This window comes from Prauserella shujinwangii (assembly GCF_003001955.1).
Lineage (GTDB): Bacteria > Actinomycetota > Actinomycetes > Mycobacteriales > Pseudonocardiaceae > Qaidamihabitans > Qaidamihabitans shujinwangii.
This window is the reverse complement of the sequence record NZ_PVNH01000009.1, coordinates 246171-266483: the sequence shown is the minus strand read 5'-3', so window position 1 is coordinate 266483 and position 20313 is coordinate 246171. Positions and strand designations below refer to the sequence as shown.

16 protein-coding genes are annotated in these 20313 nt (G+C 70.1%); 2 read left to right on the top strand and 14 right to left on the bottom strand.

Annotated features, from left to right (window positions below):
• Position 1 precedes the first annotated feature (1 nt).
• Together B0I33_RS22320 and B0I33_RS22315 are read left to right on the top strand one after the other, a co-directional pair.
• On the top strand, positions 2–1912 hold the full coding sequence (locus B0I33_RS22320) for a 2-oxoacid:acceptor oxidoreductase subunit alpha (RefSeq protein WP_106180788.1): 1911 nt from the start codon (positions 2–4) through the stop codon (positions 1910–1912).
• Positions 1909–2970 carry a 2-oxoacid:ferredoxin oxidoreductase subunit beta gene (locus B0I33_RS22315; protein ID WP_106180787.1) on the top strand — a complete coding sequence of 354 codons (1062 nt, stop codon included), beginning with the start codon at positions 1909–1911 and terminating at the stop codon, positions 2968–2970. Before B0I33_RS22320 ends, B0I33_RS22315 begins: the two co-directional genes overlap by 4 nt.
• Positions 2971–3105: 135 nt before the next feature.
• Here the strand turns inward: B0I33_RS22315 and B0I33_RS22310 are convergent, their stop codons facing one another.
• From B0I33_RS22310 to B0I33_RS22245, 14 genes are all read right to left on the bottom strand, one after another.
• Positions 3106–4233: a sunset domain-containing protein gene (locus tag B0I33_RS22310; protein ID WP_106180786.1), complete on the bottom strand. Its 1128-nt coding sequence runs from the start codon at positions 4231–4233 to the stop codon at positions 3106–3108.
• Positions 4234–4249: 16 nt separating this feature from the next.
• Positions 4250–5269 carry a polyprenyl synthetase family protein gene (locus B0I33_RS22305; protein WP_106180785.1) on the bottom strand — a complete coding sequence of 340 codons (1020 nt, stop codon included), beginning with the start codon at positions 5267–5269 and terminating at the stop codon, positions 4250–4252.
• A gap of 166 nt (positions 5270–5435) precedes the next feature.
• Complete coding sequence (gene nuoN / locus B0I33_RS22300; RefSeq protein ID WP_106180784.1) at positions 5436–7010, bottom strand: NADH-quinone oxidoreductase subunit NuoN; 1575 nt, start codon at positions 7008–7010, stop codon at positions 5436–5438.
• Positions 7011–7019: 9 nt separating this feature from the next.
• Positions 7020–8567, bottom strand: coding sequence for an NADH-quinone oxidoreductase subunit M (locus B0I33_RS22295; protein WP_106180783.1), 1548 nt, complete (start codon positions 8565–8567; stop codon positions 7020–7022).
• Positions 8564–10462 carry an NADH-quinone oxidoreductase subunit L gene (gene nuoL / locus B0I33_RS22290; RefSeq protein WP_106180782.1) on the bottom strand — a complete coding sequence of 633 codons (1899 nt, stop codon included), beginning with the start codon at positions 10460–10462 and terminating at the stop codon, positions 8564–8566. The genes B0I33_RS22295 and nuoL overlap by 4 nt, the downstream gene beginning before the upstream one ends.
• Positions 10463–10478: 16 nt before the next feature.
• On the bottom strand, positions 10479–10778 hold the full coding sequence (gene nuoK / locus B0I33_RS22285) for an NADH-quinone oxidoreductase subunit NuoK (RefSeq protein WP_106180781.1): 300 nt from the start codon (positions 10776–10778) through the stop codon (positions 10479–10481).
• Positions 10775–11644 carry an NADH-quinone oxidoreductase subunit J gene (locus tag B0I33_RS22280; RefSeq protein ID WP_106180780.1) on the bottom strand — a complete coding sequence of 290 codons (870 nt, stop codon included), beginning with the start codon at positions 11642–11644 and terminating at the stop codon, positions 10775–10777. The genes nuoK and B0I33_RS22280 overlap by 4 nt, the downstream gene beginning before the upstream one ends.
• A complete protein-coding gene (nuoI, locus tag B0I33_RS22275; protein WP_106180779.1) occupies positions 11644–12210 on the bottom strand; it encodes an NADH-quinone oxidoreductase subunit NuoI in 567 nt (188 codons plus the stop codon). Before nuoI ends, B0I33_RS22280 begins: the two co-directional genes overlap by 1 nt.
• Positions 12197–13531: an NADH-quinone oxidoreductase subunit NuoH gene (gene nuoH / locus B0I33_RS22270; protein ID WP_106180778.1), complete on the bottom strand. Its 1335-nt coding sequence runs from the start codon at positions 13529–13531 to the stop codon at positions 12197–12199. Before nuoH ends, nuoI begins: the two co-directional genes overlap by 14 nt.
• A complete protein-coding gene (locus tag B0I33_RS22265) occupies positions 13528–16008 on the bottom strand; it encodes an NADH-quinone oxidoreductase subunit G (RefSeq protein WP_106180777.1) in 2481 nt (826 codons plus the stop codon). The genes nuoH and B0I33_RS22265 overlap by 4 nt, the downstream gene beginning before the upstream one ends.
• Positions 16005–17306, bottom strand: coding sequence for an NADH-quinone oxidoreductase subunit NuoF (nuoF, locus tag B0I33_RS22260; RefSeq protein WP_106180776.1), 1302 nt, complete (start codon positions 17304–17306; stop codon positions 16005–16007). The genes B0I33_RS22265 and nuoF overlap by 4 nt, the downstream gene beginning before the upstream one ends.
• A complete protein-coding gene (locus B0I33_RS22255; protein ID WP_106180775.1) occupies positions 17303–18172 on the bottom strand; it encodes an NADH-quinone oxidoreductase subunit NuoE family protein in 870 nt (289 codons plus the stop codon). Before B0I33_RS22255 ends, nuoF begins: the two co-directional genes overlap by 4 nt.
• Entirely contained in the window at positions 18169–19542 is a 1374-nt protein-coding gene (locus tag B0I33_RS22250; protein WP_106180774.1) for an NADH-quinone oxidoreductase subunit D, read from the bottom strand. The genes B0I33_RS22255 and B0I33_RS22250 overlap by 4 nt, the downstream gene beginning before the upstream one ends.
• On the bottom strand, positions 19539–20309 hold the full coding sequence (locus B0I33_RS22245) for an NADH-quinone oxidoreductase subunit C (RefSeq protein WP_106180773.1): 771 nt from the start codon (positions 20307–20309) through the stop codon (positions 19539–19541). The genes B0I33_RS22250 and B0I33_RS22245 overlap by 4 nt, the downstream gene beginning before the upstream one ends.
• Between the last annotated feature and the right edge of the window lie 4 nt (positions 20310–20313).

The window sequence follows — 20313 nt, the reverse complement described above, 5'->3', positions numbered from 1 at the left end:
CATGAGCACCAGTGCGAACGGCAGTGGCACCGGCGCGCTGTCGGCGTCCCGGCCGACGGAGGTCAACCAACTGGACCGGGTGGTGATCCGGTTCGCGGGTGACTCCGGGGACGGTATGCAGCTGACGGGTGACCGGTTCACGTCGGAGGCGGCGGCTTTCGGGAACGATCTGGCGACGTTGCCGAACTTTCCGGCGGAGATCCGGGCGCCGCAGGGCACGATTCCGGGGGTCTCGTCGTTCCAGGTGCATTTCGCCGACTACGACATCCTCACGCCGGGGGACCGGCCGGACGTGCTGGTGGCGATGAACCCGGCGGCGTTGAAGGCGAACCTGGCGGATGTGCCGCGTGGGGGCACGGTGATCGTCAACGTCGACGAGTTCACCAAGCGCAACCTGTCCAAGGTCGGTTATGCGGCCGATCCGCTGGAGGACGACACGCTGTCGGCGTTCGAGGTGCACCGGGTGGCGATGTCGACGCTGACGCAGGGGGCGCTGGCCGAGACCGGGCTGGGTAAGAAGGACGCCGAGCGGTGCAAGAACATGTTCGCGCTCGGGTTGCTGTCGTGGATGTATCACCGGCCGACCGAGGGCACCGAGCGGTTCCTGCGGGAGAAGTTCGCGAAGAAGCCCGACATCGCCGAGGCGAACATCCTGGCGTTCCGGGCGGGGTGGAACTACGGCGAGACCACCGAGTCGTTCGCGACGACGTTCGAGGTGGCGCCGGCCAAGCTGGCGCCGGGCACGTACCGGCAGATCACGGGGAACGCGGCGCTGGCGTACGGGATCGTGGCGGCCGGGCAGCGGTCGGGGCTGCCGATCCTGCTGGGCACCTATCCGATCACCCCGGCTTCGGACATCCTGCACGAGTTGTCCAAGCACAAGAACTTCGGTGTCACCACGTTCCAGGCCGAGGACGAGATCGCCGGGATCGGGGCCGCGCTGGGTGCCAGCTACGGCGGTGCGCTGGGGGTGACCAGCACCTCGGGTCCGGGGGTGGCGCTCAAGAGCGAGACGATCGGGCTCGGGGTGATGACCGAGCTGCCGCTGGTGGTCATCGACGTGCAGCGGGGTGGGCCCTCCACCGGCCTGCCGACCAAGACCGAGCAGGCCGACCTGTTGCAGGCGATGTTCGGCCGCAACGGTGAGTCGCCGGTGCCGATCGTGGCGCCGTGCTCGCCCGCGGACTGCTTCGACATCGCGCTGGAGGCCACGCGGATCGCGCTGACCTACCGCACGCCGGTGCTGCTGCTGTCCGACGGGGCGGTGGCCAACGGGTCGGAGCCGTGGCTGATCCCGGACGTCGACGACCTGCCCGATCTGCGCGTGTCCTTCGCGACCGAGCCCAACGCCACCGACGGGTCCGGCGAGTTCTGGCCCTACCTGCGCGACCCGCGGACCCTGGCCCGCGAGTGGGCGGTGCCCGGCACCCCCGGCCTGCAGCACCGCATCGGCGGGCTGGAGAAGGCCGACGGCAAGGGCAGCATCTCCTACGACCCGGACAACCACGACCACATGGTGCGCGTCCGGCAGGCCAAGATCGACGGGATCGACGTCCCCGACCTCGCCGTCGACGACCCTTCGGGCGGCAAGGCGCGGGTGCTCGCGCTGGGCTGGGGCTCGTCCTACGGCCCGATCGGCGCCGCCTGCCGGCGCGTGCGCAAGCGGGGCCTGCCCATCGCCCAGGCCCACCTGCGCCACCTCAACCCGTTCCCGGCCAACCTGGGTGACGTGCTGCGTTCCTACGACCTCGTCGTGGTACCCGAGATGAACATGGGACAGCTGGCGATGCTGCTGCGCGCGAAGTACCTGGTCGACATCCGCTCGTACAACAAGGTCGCCGGGCTCCCGTTCAAGGCCGAAGAGCTGGAAGGCGTCTTCACCGACATCATCAAGGAGGTCGTGGCGGCATGACCACCGATCTGGGGTTGCCTGCCCTCGGCGGGCTCGACCTGGTCCCCGGCACCGACGAGGCCCAGAAGGCCAAGGACTACAAGTCCGACCAGGAAGTGCGCTGGTGCCCGGGCTGCGGGGACTACGTCGTGCTCAACACGATCCAGTCCTTCCTGCCCACCCTCGGGCTCAAGCGCGAGAACATCGTGTTCGTGTCCGGGATCGGGTGCTCGTCCCGCTTCCCGTACTACATGAACACCTACGGGATGCACTCCATCCACGGCCGCGCCCCCGCCATCGCCACCGGCCTGGCCACCACCCGGCCCGACCTGTCGGTGTGGGTCGTCACCGGCGACGGCGACGCGCTGTCCATCGGCGGCAACCACCTCATCCACGCCCTGCGCCGCAACGTCAACCTCAAGATCCTGCTGTTCAACAACCGGATCTACGGGCTGACCAAGGGCCAGTATTCCCCCACCTCCGACCAGGGCATGGTCACCAAGTCCACCCCCATGGGCAGCGTGGACACCCCGTTCAACCCCGTCTCGCTGGCACTGGGGGCCGAGGCCACCTTCGTCGGCCGCGCGCTGGACAGCGACAAGAAGGGCCTCACCGAGGTCCTCACCGCCGCCGCACAGCACCGCGGCTCCGCCCTGGTCGAGATCTACCAGAACTGCCCCATCTTCAACGACGGCGCGTTCGACGTGCTCAAGGACCGCGACGAGGCCGAACGGCGCATCATCCCGCTGCGCACCGGCGAACCCATCCGCTTCGGACCCGACGGCGACTACGGCGTCACCCGCAGCGCCTGGGGCGGGCTCGAGGTCGGCAAGGTCTCCGAGATCGGCGAGGACAACCTCGTCGTCCACGACCCCGCCATCACCGACACCGCCTACGCCTTCGCCCTGTCCCGCCTCGGCGGCCAGGACCTGCACCACACCCCCACCGGCATCTTCCGCCAGGTCACCCGCCCCACCTACGACGACCTCGCCCGCCACCAGGTCGAACAGGCCCGCGAGGCCAAAACCCCCGACCTGCAGGCCCTCCTCCGCGGCAAGGACACCTGGACCGTCACCTGACCGGGGCCCCCAGCCAGAGGCAGTGAAGGCCACCCTGGTTGCGTTCAACGCAGTCAAGGTGGCCTTCACTGCACCGGCCCAGCGCGTGCACGCCCAGCGCGGTCAGGCCCAGTGCGGTCTGGCCCGGTCGCGTGCTTAGGCGAGGGGGCGGAAGCCGACCCGCTCGGCGTCGGCCGGGGTGCGGAACCACACCTCGGCGACCATGTTCGGGAACTGGTCCGACTCCTCGGTGCAGTAGCGCAGCGCGGTGACGCTGGCCTTCACCGTGTACTCGGCGGACGGCGGGGCCCCGCCGGGCAGCGGCATCGCCGAGCCGGGCCCGAACGGTCCCGGGGGCAGCCCGTCGTCGTAGCCGCCGGGCTCGCGCGCGGGCGGGGTGTCCGCGCCGCTGTCCCGGCCGCCCGTGTTGGCCGTGACCGCCGGTTCGAACAGCGACCCGCTCTGCACACCCGCATCCTCGGGCTCCCGCCGCGTGACCGCTCGCATCGAAGGCTGGATCGGCTTGGGCGGTTCGAAACCGCCCCGCAGCGCCTGCCTCGGCTGCCGCTTGGGCAGGACATGCGTCTGCTCGACCACCGGCTCGTCGGCGGGATCCGCCTCCGGGTCGCCGAACGCGTAGGCGGGCGGCTGCGCGGTGGTCGCCCGCTGGTCCGGCTCGTCCTCCTCGACCGGCTCGTAGGCGGGTTCGAAGAGGCTGCCCGGCCGGGGCTGCCGCTCCGGTTCCGGCTCGTCGGCGTAGTGCTCGGCGTACCGGCCGTATTCATCATCCCTGGGATGGTCCTCCGGACGGTCGCCCGGATACCGCCCGGTGTAGTCGCCGGAGGCCGGGTCCAGCACCGAGGTCAGCTCGGCCGCGCCGGGTTCATGGTCCCACCGGTCGTCCTCGGCCCGCTCGTCGCCGGAGTGCTCGGGGTGCTCGGACCGGTAGCCCTGCAGGCTGTCCTGCTCCAGCCAGTGCGGGGCGGGCGCGAGCCGCTCGGTGGGCTCGCGCGGAGCGGGCTCCTCCGGCTGTTCCTCGGCGGGGACGAACGTCCGGGTGGGCGGGACCGCCGCGACCGGCTCCTCGTCGTCCCAGTCCGCAGCCGAGCGGCTCGAGGCGCCCTGGTGCGCGGTGGGCGCCGCCGAGGTCTCGTACGCGGCGAGCGCACGCTCCAGCTCGCGGATCCGGCGCTGCGCCGGGCGGACCAGGAACAGCCAGGCGAGCAGCGCACCCAGCACGAACGCCGCCGCGCTGAACACCCACACCTGTCCGAACAGGGACATAGCCTCGCCGTCCTCCTCAGTGAGTCCGTGCCACGAGGTACTCGGCGACCGACTCGCAGGCGTCCCGCGCCGGCGACGGTGGCAGTGCCTCGAGCTCCGATCTCGCGCGCCGAGCGTAATCGGAAAGGGTGGCCCGCGCGCGTTCGAGTCCGGTGGAGCCGCGCAGCAGCTCCAGGGCCTCAGCGACCAGCACGTCGTCGGTGAGCGGCTTGCCGAGCAGCTCGACGAGCCGGGGGTCGGGGTCCTCGGCCGACAGCTCGTAGATGATCGGCAGCGTGCGCACGCCCTCGCGCAGGTCGGTGCCCTGGGACTTGCCCAGCTCGTGCGACGGGGAGGCGATGTCGATGACGTCGTCGGAGATCTGGAAGGCGGCGCCGATGATCTCGCCGAACCGGCACAGCGCCTCGACGTGTTCCGGCGCCGCTCCGGACATCATGCCGCCGAACCGGCCCGCGGTGGCGATCAGGGAGCCGGTCTTCTGCCCGATCACGGACAGGTAGTGCTCCACCGGGTTCTCGCCCTCCGCGGGTCCCACGGTCTCCCGCATCTGCCCGGTGACCAGCTCGCCGAACGTCTCGGCGATGATCCGCGCCGCGTCCGTGCCGAGGTCGGCGACCAACCGGGACGCGTGCGCGAAGAGGAAGTCGCCGGTGAGGATCGCGATGGTGTTGTCCCAGCGGGCGTTGACGCTCTCCGCCCCGCGCCGCATCGTGGCCTCGTCCATCACGTCGTCGTGGTAGAGCGTGGCCAGGTGCACCAGCTCCACCGACGCGGCGGCGGTGATCACCGCATCGCGCCCTCCGCTGCCGAACTGCGAGGCCAGGATCGTGAACAGCGGGCGGAAGCGCTTGCCGCCCGCTTCCACCAGGTGAGTGGCCGCCTCGTTCACGGCCTGGACGTCGCTGCGCACCACCTCGCGCAGCACGTCCTCCACATCGTTCAGGCCGCTGGCGAGCGTGCGCAGGAGCTGCTCATCGGCGATCTGCAGGCCGACTGCAGCGCGCAACTCGTCCAGGGTGCCTTCACGCACTGACACGTCGGCTCCGCCCTCTCGGCACTGGGTCACGGTTGCCCTCAGCCTAATGGCAGCCGGTTCGGGGCCGATGACCCGCTGGTCAAGGGCTTACGTGACGAACGTGACACCGGGCGGAAAGCGACGGCGCAAACGCTTGCGACCTCCTTCGGCACGGTCGTCGGAACCGTCAGGACGACAGCGCGAAGCCGCCCGCACCCGCCCAGTCGAGCGCGAACGCGGGCAGCACGCCAAGCAGCAGGGTGACCACCACGCCGAGCGTGATCGCCGCCGTCGTGAACGCACCGGGAACGCTGACCGTGGGCCCTTCCGGAGCGGGCTCCGAGAAGTACATCAGCACCACCACCCGCAGATAGAAGAACGCCGCGACGGCACTGAACACCAGCGCGATCACCACCAGCGGCGCCATCCCGTCGGACAGGGCGGCGGAGAACACCACGAACTTGCCCACGAACCCGCTGGTCAACGGAATACCCGCCAGCGCGAGCAGCAGGAAGGTGAACACCGCGGCCAGCAGCGGCGACCGTTTCGACAGTCCCGCCCACGCCGAAAGGTGGGTCGCCTCGCCCGAGGCGTCCCGCACCAGCGAGATCACCCCGAACGCGGCGAGCGTGGTGAAGCCGTACGCCAGCAGGTAGAACAACGTGCCGGACAGCCCCTCGTCCGTGATCGCCATCGTGCCGACGAGCAGGAAGCCCGCGTGCGCGATGGACGAGTAGGCGATCATGCGCTTCACGTCGGTCTGCGTCAGGCCGAGGATGGCGCCGACCGCCATCGAGATGATCGCGACCGCCCACAGCACGCCGCGCCACTCCCAGCTGGTCGACTCGAACGCCACGAACAGCACCCGCAGCAGCGCGCCGAACGCGGCGACCTTCGTGCACGCGGCCATGAAGGCCGTGATCGGGGTCGGTGCGCCCTGGTACACGTCGGGCGTCCAGGTGTGGAACGGCCCGACCGAACCCTTGAACAGCAGGCCCACCATCAGCAGGCCGAACCCGGCGAACAGCAGCGTGTCGGAACGGTCGGTGCCCGCCGTCGCGGCCGCGATGTCCGCGAGCCGCACCGAGCCCGCGTAGCCGTAGAGCATCGCGATGCCGTAGAGGAAGAACGCGCTGGCGAACGCGCCGAGCAGGAAGTACTTGACCGCGGCCTCCTGCGAGATCAGCCGCCGCCTGCGCGCCAGGCCGCACATCAGGTACAGCGGCAGGCTCAGCACCTCCAGCGCGATGAACATCGTCAGCAGGTCGTTCGCCGCGGTGAAGGTCATCATGCCGCCGAGCGCGAACAGCGTCAGCGGGAACACCTCGGTCTGCATCCCCGTCGAGGACACCTGCGCGCGGTCCTGCACGGTGCCCGGGCTGATACCGGCCTGGGCGACGAACGCGCCGCCCGGCTCCACGGACCGGTCCGCGATGAGCAGCACCGCACCGAGCGCCAGCGCCAGCAGGGTGCCCCACAGGAACAGCGCGGGCGCGTCGACGGCGACGGTGCCGCTGAGCGTGGTGATGCCCTGCTCAGGTGCGTCCCCGACGTACGCGCCGAGCGCGACCCCGGCGGCGACGATCGTCAGCAGGGTCAGTCCGACCTGCACCGGCCACCGCTGGTGCTTGGGCAGGAACGCCTCCAGGAGCACCCCGACGCACGCCGCGCCGAGGACGATGAGGATCGGCAGGATCGCGGCGTAGTCGATCTGCGGCGTCTCGATCGCGCCACCCTGCTGCGCCAAAAAGGGATTCAACACCGCTTCCAGTCACCTTTCCTGCACCGCGGACAGCGTCGCTTCCACCGACGGCGTCACTGTGTCGAGCACCGGCTTCGGGTAGAAGCCGAGGCCCAGGACGAGCACCACCAGCGGCGCGAGCACCGCGATCTCCTTCGTGGACAGGTCCCGGATGGCCTTCTTCGCGCCCACCTCGGGCGCGACCGCCGTCCCCGGGCCGCCCCCGGCACCCACCAGGGCGTCGCCACGCACGGGGCCGGTCATGATCCGCTGGTAGAGCCACAGCACGTACATCGCGGCGAGCACCATGCCCACGGTCGCGATGATCGTGTACACCGGCCGCGTGCCGAACGAGCCGAGCAGCACCAGGAACTCGCTGATGAACGAGTTCGTGCCCGGCAGCGACAGCGTGGACAGGCCCGCGATCAGCAGCATCGCGCCGAGGATCGGCGTCACCCTCGCCATGCCGCCGTAGTCGGAGATCCGGGTGGACCCGCCGCGCGTCGCGACGATGCCCACCACCAGGATCAGCATGCCGGTGGCGATGCTGTGGTTGAGCATGTAGGTCGCCGACCCGACCATCGCCTGCGTCGTGAAGGCGAAGATGCCGAGGGCGATGAAGCCGAAGTGGGCGATCGACACGTAGGCGACGAACCGCTTCATGTCCTGCTGGCCCGCCGCGAGGATCGAGCCGTAGATCACGCCGACCACGGCCAGCACCAGCACGAGCGGCGCCAGCTCCTGGCTCGCCTCCGGGAACATCGGCAGGCTGTACCGCAGGAAGCCGAACGTGCCCACCTTGTCGAGCACACCGACCAGCAGCACGGTGACGGCGATCGGCGCCTGGCCGGCCGCGTCCGGCAGCCAGGTGTGGAACGGCACCAGCGGCGCCTTGATCGCGAAGGCGAGGAAGAAGCCGAGGAACAGCCAGATCTGCGTGGTCGTCGGGGCGTCGCTCACCACGGCGACGAGGGTGGCCCAGTCGAACGTGCCCTCGCCCAGCTCGTCCGAGGCGATCGAGTAGGCGCCGATGGCCGACGCCAGCATGATGAGGCCGCCGAGGAACGAGTAGAGGAAGAACTTGACCGCCGCGTACTGTCTCCGCGCACCACCGTAGTAGCCGATGAGGAAGTACATCGGGATCAGCATGATCTCGAACAGCACGTAGAACAGGAACACGTCGGTCGCCGCGAACACGGCGATGGTGAGCGCCTCCTGCAGCAGGATCAGCGAAAGGAAACCGCCCGCGGTGCGGCCTTCCGGCAGCCTGTCGGTCGAGCTCAGCGCGCCGATCACGATCGGCACGAGCAGCGCGATCACCGCGATCATCAGCAGCGCGATGCCGTCGGTGCCGAACGAGACGTGCACGCCGAAGGCGGGGATCCAGTCCATCGACCAGGTCTGCTGGATGCGCTCGCCACCGGGATCGTAGGCGATCCACAGTGGAACGACGAGCGCCAGGTTCGCGATCGACACCCCGAGCGCGGTGAGCGTCGCGAGCCGGTCGTTGCTCCGCAGTCCGGCCACCGCGAGGGCGCCGGCGAGCGGCAGCAGGATCAGGGCGAGCAGCCAACTCATGAGAACCTCACCATCAGCAGGGCCGCGACGATCAGGAACGAGCCGCCGAGCATCGAAAGGGCGTACGAGCGGACGAAGCCGGTCTGCAACCTGCGCAGTCTGCCCGAGCTCCCGCCGAGCGCGGCCGCGAGCCCGTTGACCGCGCCGTCGACGCCCTTGTTGTCCAGGTACACCGCGAACCGGGTCGTCCAGAGGCCGGGCGTGGCCACCAGCGCCTCGTTCAGCGCGTTGCCGTACAGGTCGTTACGGGCGGCGCGGGTGACCGGCGAGACGTTCTGCGGCCGCTCCACCGGAACGTCGCGCCTGCCGAAGATCAGCCAGGCCACCAGCGCACCGAACAGCGACAGCCCGACGGTGAGCCACGGGATCAGCGCGTGCGGCAACGCCGTGTGCTCGGCCTCGGACAGCGCGCCGACCGAGGGGGCGAGGAACTCCACCAGGCGGTCGCCGAGGGCGAAGAAGAATCCGGCACCGACGGAGCCGACCGCCAGCACGATCATCGGAACGGTCATCACCGGTGGCGACTCGTGCGGGTGGAACTCCCTGCCGTCCGCGGACTTGAGCTCCCGCCAGCGCTCCTTGCCGAAGAACGTCATCAGCACCAGGCGCGTCATGTAGAAGCCGGTGATCCCGGCGCCGAGCATCGCGGCGCCGCCGAACACCCAGCCCTGCCAGCCTTCACTGCCGAAGGCCGCCTCGATGATCGCGTCCTTGGAGTAGAAGCCGGACAGGAACGGGAACCCGATCAGCGCGAGATAGCCGAGGCCGAACGTGGCGAAGGTGATCGGCATCCGCTTGTAGAGGCCGCCGAACTTGCGCATGTCGACCTCGTCGTTCATGCCGTGCATCACCGAACCGGCACCGAGGAACAGCCCTGCCTTGAAGAAACCGTGCGTCAGCAGGTGCATGATGCCGAGCGCGTAGCCGAACGGGCCGAGGCCGACGGCGAGCATCATGTACCCGATCTGGCTCACCGTCGAGTACGCGAGCACCTTCTTGATGTCGTCGTAGGCGCAGCCGATGATCGCGCCGAGCAACAGCGTGAACGCGCCGACGATCGTGACGAGCAGGCGGCCGGTCTCCGTCAGGTTGTAGATCGGCGCGGCGCGGGCGACGAGGTACACCCCCGCGGTGACCATCGTCGCCGCGTGGATCAGCGCCGAGACCGGGGTCGGACCCTCCATGGCGTCGGGCAACCACGCCTGCAGCGGGAACTGACCGGACTTGCCGCACGCCCCGAGCAGGAGCAGCAGGGCGATGGCCGTGATGACGGCCGGCGACAGGTCGCCGATGCCCGCGAACACCGCCGCGTAGCTCGTACTGCCGATCTCCGAGAACATCAGGAAGATCGCCAGCGCCAGCCCCACGTCGCCGACGCGGTTCATCAGGAACGCCTTCTTCGCGGCGGTGGCCGCGCTCGGCCGCCCGGTGTACCAGCCGATCAGCAGGTACGACGCGAGGCCCACGCCCTCCCAGCCGAGGTACAGCGTCACGAAGCTGTTGCCGAGCACCAGCACGAGCATCGACGCCACGAACAGGTTCAGGTAGCCGAAGAAGCGGCGGCGCCCGGCGTCGTCGGCCATGTAGCCGATCGAGTAGACGTGGATCAGCGCCCCGACGCCCGTGATCAGCAGCACGAACGTCATCGAGAGCGGGTCGATCCGCAGGCCGAACTCCACCTGCAGCGCATCGACCGGAATCCACGAGTACAGCGCGACGTCGGTGGCCTCAGCCAGGGAGCTGCTGACGAACATCGCCACGGCGTACCCGAAGGACGCGATGACGGTCGCGCAGCCGAGCAGGTGCCCCCACGCGTCGGTACGCCTGCCGCCGACCAGCAGGATCAGCGCACCCAGCGCGGGGAACGCGACCAGCAGCCACGATGATGCGATCACCTTGGAATCCCGTCCCTCAGTACTTGAGCAGGTTGGTGTCGTCGATGGAGGCCGACCGGCGGGTGCGGAAGATCGCCATGATGATCGCGAGCCCCACCACGACCTCGGCCGCGGCGACCACCATCACGAAGAACGCCATCACCTGACCGTCGATCTCGCCGTTGATGCGGCCGAACGTGACCAGGGAGAGGTTCACCGCGTTGAGCATGAGCTCGACGCACATGAAGACCACCACGGCGTTCCGCCGCACGAGCACACCGACCGCGCCGATGGTGAACAGCAGCGCGGACAGCAGCAGGTAGTACGTCGGCGTCACTTGCCCTTCCCCTCCTCGGACTCGTCCGGCGCGACGAGCGCGTGCGCGTCCGGCTTGGGCACGTCACCGGCCACCTGCCTGCGCTGCTCCTCCAGCCGCGCCGCCGAGGTGTTCTCGATCAGCTCGGACAGCGACTCCGGCGCGACCGAGCCGTCGGGCAGCAGCGCGGGGGTGGCCACCGAGTTGGCGGTGGCGAACACACCCGGCCCCGGCTTGGGCGAAGGCCGCTCGTACTCGCCGCGGAAGCGCGCCTCGACCAGTTCCCGCTGTGTCTTCCGGCCGCCCTTGCCGTGGCGGGTGGTGAACGAGAGGACCATCCCGCCCATCGCCGCGGTGATCAGCAGCGCCGCGGTGAGCTCGAACGGGAACAGGTAGTCGCCGAAGATCACGCGGCCGAGGCCACCGGCGCCGCCGCCCTCCGGGCTCCACGGGTCGAGCGGAGCCGCGGGCGTGACGTCAGCGAGTCCCCTGGCCATCGCCGTGGCGAACAGCCCGGCGACGCCGACGCCGAGCAGCGCACCGGCCAGCCGTTGCCCGCGCAGGACCTCGACGACCGAGTCGGAGGAGTCGCGCCCGGCGAGCATGAGCACGAACAGGAACAGCATCATGATCGCGCCGGTGTAGACGATGATCTGCGTGAAGCCGAGGAACTGCGCCTGCTGGGCCAGGTAGAGCAGGCCGAGCGTGAGCATCGTCAGGACCAGCCACAGCGCCGAGTGCACGGCGTTGCGGGCGAACACCATGCCGAGGGCGCCGGCGAGCGCCAGCGGGCCGAGGATCCAGAACGCGATCGCCTCCCCCGTCGAGACGGTCGCCTCGGCCGTGGCCTGAGCGAGCAGGGGCGTCGTCGGCGTCATCGGCGTCATCACTGCATCGCCTTTTCTTCGGACGTCTCCACCGTCTCCCCCTCGGGGACGCCGCGGCCGCGGGCGAGATCCGGACCGTTGACGTAGTAGTCCTGCTCGTCGTCACCGAGCCGCATCGGGTGCGGCGGCTGCTCCATACCGGGCAGCAGCGGCGCCAGCAGGTCCTCCTTGGTGTAGATCAGCTTCTGCCGGTCGTCGTCGGCCAGCTCGTAAAAGTTGATCATGGTGAGCGACCGGGTGGGGCAGGCCTCGATGCACAGGCCGCAGCCGATGCACCGCAGGTAGTTGATCTGGTAGTCCTTGCCGTACCGCTCGCCCGGCGAGTAGCGCTCCTCGTCGGTGTTGTCGCCGCCCTCGACGTAGATCGCGTCCGCGGGGCAGGCCCACGCGCACAGCTCGCAGCCGACGCACTTCTCCAGCCCGTCCGGGTGCCGGTTGAGCTGGTGCCTGCCGTGGTAGCGCGGCGCCGCGGGGGCACCGATCTCCGGATACTCCTCGGTGGCCACCTTCTTGAACATGTTCGAGAAGGTGACGCCGAAACCCTTGATGGGATCAAACATCCCCATCGGAATCCTCCTTGGCTGAGGCGACCGCGGCCGGTTGCTTCCTGCTGGACCTCGCCTTGGCCTTGAGCGCCTTGCGGCGCGGGGTGGTCTCCGGCACCCGCAGGTCCAGCGGGGGCACCGGGTGACCACCGCCCGTGACCGGCACCGAGTCGGAGTCCGGCACCTTCTTCTCCGGCAGCAGCAGGCTCAGCAGCACGATCACCGCGATGACGATGCCGCCGATGACGAGGATCTGCCCGGTCGACACGTTGCCGTCGTTGCGGATGGCCCGGACCGCCGAGATGAGCACGACCCAGATCAGGCCGAGCGGGACGAGCACCTTCCAGCCCAGCTTCATGAACTGGTCGTAGCGGAACCGGGGCAGCGTTCCCCGCAGCCAGATGAAGCAGAACAGCAGCAGGAACGTCTTGGCGAAGAACCACAGCACCGGCAGCCAGCCCTGGTTGAGCGGCGAGTCGGCACCCACGAACGGGAACAGGTAGCCACCGAGGAACAGCGTGGTCGCGAACGCCGAGACGATCACCATGTTGACGTACTCGGCGAGGAAGAACATCGCGAACTTCATCGAGCTGTACTCGGTGTGGAAGCCGCCCACCAGCTCGGACTCGGCCTCCGGCAGGTCGAACGGCGCGCGGTTGGTCTCCCCGACCATCGAGATCAGGTAGATCACGAAGCTCGGCAGCAGCAGGTAGAAGAACCAGCCCGACTGCTGGGCGTCGACGATCTGGCCGGTGGACAGCGACTGCGCGTAGAGCGCGACGCCGATGATCGCCAGGCCCATGGCGATCTCGTATGAGATCACCTGTGCCGTGGAGCGGAGCCCGCCGAGCAGCGGGTACGGCGACCCGGACGACCAGCCGGCCAGCACGATCCCGTACACGCCGATGGACGCGCCCGCGAGCACGAGCAGCACCCCGACCGGGAGCTCGACCAGCTGGAGCACGGTGCGCTCGCCGAAGATCGACACCTCGGGCCCGAACGGGATGGCCGCGAGCCCGATCAGCGCCGGCACGACCGCGATCACCGGAGCCATGAAGTAGATCTTGCGGTCGGCGGTGTCCGGGATCACCTGCTCCTTGAACGGCAGCTTGATCGCGTCGGCGAGCGACTGCAGGTAACCGTGCGGGCCGACGCGGTTGGGGCCGGTCCGGTTCTGCATCCGGCCGACCGCCTTCCGCTCCCACACGATCAGGAAGATCGTCAGGATCGGGCCGATCAGCAGCACCACGACGCACTTGAGCAGGATCAGCCACAGCGGATCGTCCGCGAGCAGCTCGGCCCTGGTCATCGGCTCCTGCGCCTGGGCCAGCATCGGGGTCATCGTTCACCTCCGGCCGCGATCGAGACCACGGCACCGTGTCCGGCGCCGAGCGACGCGCGGACCTTCGAACCCTCGGAGTTGCCGGGCAGCCACACCACGCCGTCCGGCAGATCGGCCACCTCGACCGGCAGCGTCACCGAGCCCCGGCCGGTCGACACGGTGACCCGGTCACCGAGGCCTTCGGCGGTCGCCTTCGACAGGCGCGCGACCACCCGCCTCGCCGTCCCGGCCAGGTGCGGCTCCTCGACCTGCAGGGAACCGTCGTCGAGCAGCTGCCGCCACGTGGCGAGCACCGCCTGCCCGCTGCCCGGCGCCGGCGGCTGCGCGTGCGGGACGTCCGGCGCGCCGTTGCGCTGGGGCCGCGTGGGCAGCCGGGACAGGTCGTCCCAGGCGGCCTCCGGGGTCTGGGTGAACAGGTCGGCGTCCATCTCGACGCCGAGGGTGTCGAGCACCCGGCAGTCGGGCAGCGCGCCGGTGCCCTCCAGCGTCACCGAGAACTCCCGGCGGCGGCCCTCCCAGTTGAGGTAGCTGCCGGACTTCTCGTCCACCGGCGCGATGGGCAGCACCACGTCCGCGTATTCGGTGACGGCGCTCGGCCGCAGTTCGAGGCTGACCACGAAGCAGCCTGCCGCGAGCGCCTTCCGCGCGAGGGCGGGGTCGGGCAGGTCGTCCGGGTCGACGCCACCCACGAGCAGCGCGTCCAGCTCGCCCGAGGCCGCCGCCGCGACGATGCCCGCGGTGTCGCGTCCCGGCTCGGTGGGCAGCGCCCCCGCCTCGACACCCCAGGTGCGCTCCACCTCGGCCCTGGCGTCGGCGTCGGTGACCGCCCGCCCGCCGGGCAGCAGCGTCGGCAGCGCACCGGCGTGCAGCGCGCCCCGCTCACCCGCGCGTCGCGGGACCCACGCGAGGCGGGCGCCGGTGCGCGAGGACAGCCGGTGCAGCGCGGAGAACAGGCCGGGCACCTCGGCCGCCCGCTCCCCGACGAGCACCACCGCGCCGTCCTGCTGCAGCTGTTCGTCCAGGTCGGTCGCGTGCTCCGCGATGCCCTCGATCGCGGCGGCCTCGCCGCCGGGCACGCACGCGAGCAGCTCGCCGAACGTCTTCCGCACGGCGGGGGTCGACCACTGTCCGACGTGGACGACCTTGGTGCCCTTGTTCCGTGCGGCCTTCCGCAGCCGCAGGAAGACGATGGGCGACTCCTCCTCCGGCTCGAACGCGACGCACAGCACGAGCGGCGCGTTCTCCAGCTCGGCGTAGGTCACCCCGTTGTCCGGGTTCGTCCCCACCACGCGGGAGGCCAGGAAGTCGAGCTCCTCGGGGGAGTGCGCCCGCGCCCGGAAGTCGATGTCGTTGGTGCGCAGCGCGATCCGGGCGAACTTGCTGTAGGCGTAGGCGTCCTCGACGGTCAGCCTGCCCCCGGTGAGCACCGCGGCGCCCTTGCCGTCCCGCGCCTTCGCCAGCCCTTCGGCGGCCACCCGCAGCGCCTCGGTCCAGGGCGCCTCCTCCAGGCGGCCGGTCTCCCGGTCGCGGACCAGCGGCCTGCGCAGCCGGTCGGCCGCCTGCGCGTAGCGGAACGCGAAGCGGCCCTTGTCACACAGCCACTCCTCGTTCACCTCGGGGTCGTCCCCGGCCAGCCTGCGCATGACGCGCCCGCGCCGGTAGTCGGTGCGGCCCGCGCAACCGGAGGCACAGTGCTCGCAGACGTTCGGCGAGGACACCAGGTCGAACGGCCGGGACCGGAACCGGTACTGCGCACTGGTCAGCGCACCCACCGGGCAGATCTGGATCGTGTTGCCCGAGAAGTACGAGTGGAACGGCTTGCCGCTGCTCGTGCGCGAGGCGAGGTCGAACACGTCGGCCGTCTCGGCCGTGCCGATCTGCTGGTGGGCGCCCCGCTCCAGCAGGTCGATGAACGGGTCGCCGGCGATCTGGTCGGAGAACCGGGTGCACCGTTGGCAGAGCACGCAGCGTTCCCGGTCGAGCAGCACCTGCGTGGAGATCGGCAACGGCTTCGGGAAGGTCCGCTTCCGGTCGCGGAAGCGCGAGTCCGCCCTGCCGTGCGCCATCGCCTGGTTCTGCAGCGGGCACTCGCCGCCCTTGTCGCAGATCGGGCAGTCGAGCGGGTGGTTGATGAGCAGCAGCTCCATCACACCCTGCTGCGCCTTGTCGGCGACCGGCGAGGTGAGCTGGGTCTTCACCACCATGCCGTCGGCGACCGTCATCGTGCACGAGGCCTGCGGCTTCGGCATCGGCCTGCCGTTCATCTCGACCTCGACGAGGCACTGGCGGCACGCGCCCGCCGGGTCGAGCAGCGGGTGGTCGCAGAACCGGGGGATGACCGTGCCGAGCCGCTCGGCGGTGCGGATCAGCAGCTCCCCCTTCGGGGCGATGACCTCCTCGCCGTCGATGGTGAGCCGGACGTGCCCCTCGGGGACGGGCGTCTCGGCGGTGGCCGACTTGTCGGGTGCGATCGTCACTGTTGCGCTCCCACGAGTTCGGGAACCGTCGCGTTCCGCTCCCTGGCGTCCTGGCACAGGGCGAGGAACTCGTCCCGGAAGTACTTGATGCCGCTGGTGATCGGGCTGACCGCGCCGTCACCGAGCGCGCAGAACGAACGGCCGAGGATGTTGTCGCAGACGTCGAGCAGTGTGTCGATGTCCTCCTCGGTGCCCCTGCCCTCGACCATGCGCTCGAGCACCTGGGCCAGCCAGTAGGTGCCTTCCCGGCACGGCGTGCACTTGCCGCAGGACTCGTGCTCGTAGAACTGTGTCCACTTCATCACGGCCCAGGGCACCGACACCGTCTCGTTGAACACCTGGACGGCGGTCGTGCCGAGCATCGAGCCCGCCTCCGCCGCGCCCTCGAAGTCGAGCGGCACGTCGAGGTGCTCCGCGGTGAACAGCGGGGTCGACGACCCGCCCGGGGTCCAGAACTTGAGCGGGATGCCGTCCTTCATGCCGCCGCACAGTTCCAGCAGCTCGCGCAGCGTGGTGCCGAGCGGAGCCTCGTACTGGCCGGGCCGCTCGACGTGCCCGGAGATCGAGTAGATCTTCGGGCCGGGCGACTTCTCGGTGCCCATCTGCCGGAACCAGTCGGCGCCGCCGTTGACGATGAACGGCACGCTGGCGATCGTCTCGACGTTGTTCACCGTGGTCGGCGCCGCGTAGAGCCCGGCGGCCGCGGGGAACGGCGGCTTGAGCCGGGGCTGGCCGCGGCGGCCCTCCAGCGAGTCGAGCAGCGCGGTCTCCTCGCCGCAGATGTAGGCGCCCGCGCCCGCGTGGACCGTGATGTCGAGGTCGAAGCCCGAGCCGATGATGTTCCGGCCGAGGTAGCCCGCGTCGTAGGCCTCCCGCACCGCCGCGTTCAGCCTGCGGATGCAGTGCAGCGCCTCACCGCGTACGTAGATGAAGCAGTGGTGCGAGCGCATCGCGTACGCCGCGATGATGCAGCCCTCGATGAGCGAATGCGGGTCGGCCATCATCAGCGGGATGTCCTTGCACGTGCCCGGCTCGCCCTCGTCGGCGTTGATGACCAGGTAGTGAGGTTTTTCCTCGTTCTGCGGCATGAACGACCACTTCACGCCCGCGGGGAAGCCCGCACCGCCCCGGCCGCGCAGGCCCGCGTCCTTGATGAGCTGGACCAGCTGCTCCGGCGTTCCGGCCAGTGCCTTGCGGAAGGCGGTGTAGCCCTCGAGCTTCTCGTAGGTGGAGATCCGCCACGACTGCGGCGAGAGCCACCGCTTGGTGAGGACCGGGGTCAACGGGTCGGTGTTCATTTCGCCTCCACCTCCGGCAGCGGGGCATCGTCCGGCATCGACGGCGCCGTCCAGCCGCGGTCGGCGGCCAGCTGCGCGCCGCGCACCGTCTCGACGGCCCGGGAAGGACCGTCCACGTCGGCGCGGTAGGCGTCCTCTTCCTCCGGGAAGAACCCGGCGAGCTGCAGCTCCACCGACTTGAAGTCGGCCAGCGGAGCGCCCCGGCTCGGCTGTGGCTTCTCGCCGCGCCGCAGCGCGTCCACGAGCTCGACCGCCGACTCCTCCGTCTGCTTGTCGAAGTACTCGTAGTTGACCTGTAGCACCGGCGCGAGGTCGCAGGCGGCGAGGCACTCGGCGTGCTCCAGCATCACCGAGCCCCGCTCGCCGGGCGTGCCCGCGACCTCCTCGTGCCCCAGCGGCCTGCCGTCCTCGCCGAGGTGCTCGGCCAGCCGCCGGTAGATCGCGTCCCCGCCGAGCGCGGCGCACAGTGTATTGGTGCAGACGCTGACCAGGTGCTCGCCGCAGGGCTTGCGCTTGTACATCGTGTAGAACGTCACGACCGCGCTCACCTCGGCCTCGCTGAGGTCCAGCTGCTCGGCGCAGAACGTGATGCCCTCCTGGCTCACGAAGCCCTGCACCGACTGCACCAGGTGCAGCATGGGCAGCAGGGCCGAGCGGGACTGCGGGTACCGGCCGATCAGGTCCTTCGCCTTCGCCACGATGTCCGGGCCGAACGGCGAGTCCGCCGTGGACTCCTCCAGCATGCCCTCCTCGCGCACCGGCGAGATGGCCATGACGTCGACCTGGTCGTCGGCCGCGGCGTGGGTCTGCTCCGCCAGCCGCGAGCCGGGGCGCGGCGTCGGCGTGACCTCGGGGTGCTCGGTCATCGGTCCACTCCCCCCATCACGGGGTCGATCGAGGCGATGGCGGCGATCACGTCGGCGACCAGACCGCCCTCGGACATCGCGGGCATCGACTGCAGGTTCACGAAGCTCGGCTCCCGGACGTGCACGCGCAGCGGGCGGGTGCCGCCGTCGGAGACCAGGTGGTAGCCGAGCTCACCACGCGGCGACTCCACCGGCGTGTACACCTGCCCCGGCGGCACCGAGAAGCCCTCGGTGACCAGCTTGAAGTGGTGGATGAGCGACTCCATCGACTGGCCCATGATCTTGCGGACGTGCTCCAGCGAGTTGCCCATGCCGTCGCTGGAGATGGACAGCTGCGCGGGCCAGGCGACCTTCTTGTCCTCCACCATGACCGGACCCGGCTCCAGCATCTTCAGCACCTGCCGGATGATCCGCAGCGACTGGTGCATCTCCTCGACGCGGATGAGGTAACGCGCCCAGCAGTCCGCGTCGGTGGAGGTCGGCACGTCGAACTCGAGCTCGTCGTAGCAGGAGTAGGGCTCGACCTTGCGCAGATCCCACGGGATCCCGGCCGAGCGCAGCACCGGCCCGGTTACCCCGAGCGCGATGCACGCGTCGACCGGCAGGTAGCCGACGTCCTTGAGCCGGTTGCGCCAGATGGGCTGGCCGGTGAACAGCTTGTCGTACAGCGGCAGCCGCTCGTCCATCACCTGGCAGAACTTGGTGATGACCTCGTGGAAGTCGTCCGGCATGTCCTGGGCGAGCCCGCCGGGCCGGATGAACGCGTGGTTCATCCGCAGGCCGGTGAGGTACTCGAGCAGGTGCAGGACCTCCTCGCGCTCCCGGAACCCGAGCGTCATCGCGGTGGTGGCACCGAGCTCCATGCCGCCGGTGGCGATGTAGACGAGGTGCGAGCCGATCCGGTTGATCTCCATCAGCAGCACGCGCAGCAGCTGCGCCCGCCTGGGTACCTCGATGCCGAGCAGCTTCTCGACGCCGAGGCAGTAGCCCATCTCGTTGAACAGCGGGGCCAGGTAGTCCATCCGCGTCACGAACGTGACGCCCTGCGTCCACGTGCGGTACTCGCAGTTCTTCTCGATCCCGGTGTGCAGGTAGCCGATGACCGAGCGGAGCTGCGTGACCCGCTCGCCCTCCATCTCGAGCACGAGGCGGAGCACGCCGTGCGTCGAGGGGTGCTGCGGGCCCATGTTGATGACCATGCGCTCGTCGTGCGTGGCATCGGAGAGCACGTCGTCCCAGTCACCGCCGCTGACCGTGTAGACGCGCCCCTCGGTGGTCTCCCGCGACTCGGCGTAGGGCGCGCTGTCGGAGCCCTCGGGGGTGGTGTCGGTGCCGGTGCTCTTCTCGGCGATGCGATCGCTCGTGGTCATGAGTAAGACCTCCGCTGATCGGGCGGCGGGATCTCCGCGCCCTTGTACTCCACCGGGATCCCGCCGAGCGGGTAGTCCTTGCGCTGGGGGAAGCCGTCCCAGTCGTCCGGCATGAGGATGCGGGTCAGCGCGGGGTGACCGTCGTAGACGATCCCGAACATGTCGTACGCCTCACGCTCGTGCCAGTCCGCCGTCGGGTAGACGTCCACGATGGACGGCACGTGTGGGTCATCGACTTCGAGCGTGACCTCGAGCCGGATGCGGCGCCGGTAGGTCATCGACGTCAGGTGGTAGACCGAGTGCAGCCGCTGCGGCACGCCCTCGCCGTAGTCCACACCGGACACCGAGCTGCACAGCTCGAAGCGCAGCCCCGCGTCGTCGCGCAGGGTGCGGCAGATCGCGACCAGGTGCTCGCGGGCCACGTAGAAGGTGATCTCGTCGCGGTCGACCGTCACCTGCTGGACCGCCTCGGCGGGGATTCCGTTGTCGGCCAGCGCGGCGAAGAACTCGTCGGCGAACTCGTCGAACCAGCCACCGTAGGGCCGCTCGGCGGGCGGCGGTGTGTAGGCGGGCAGGCGCAGGCCACCGTAGCCGGAGGTGTCGCCGGTGCCGTGCACGCCGAACATGCCCCGGCGCTCCCGGCCCGCGACGACCGGCTCCACCGGCCGCGCGGGTTCGGAGCCGCGCGGCTCCAGCCCGGCCTCGGCCCGGTCGGCGCTGGACTGCTCGTCGCCGGGTACCGGCTTCTCTGGGTCGTGCTCAGGCATCGGC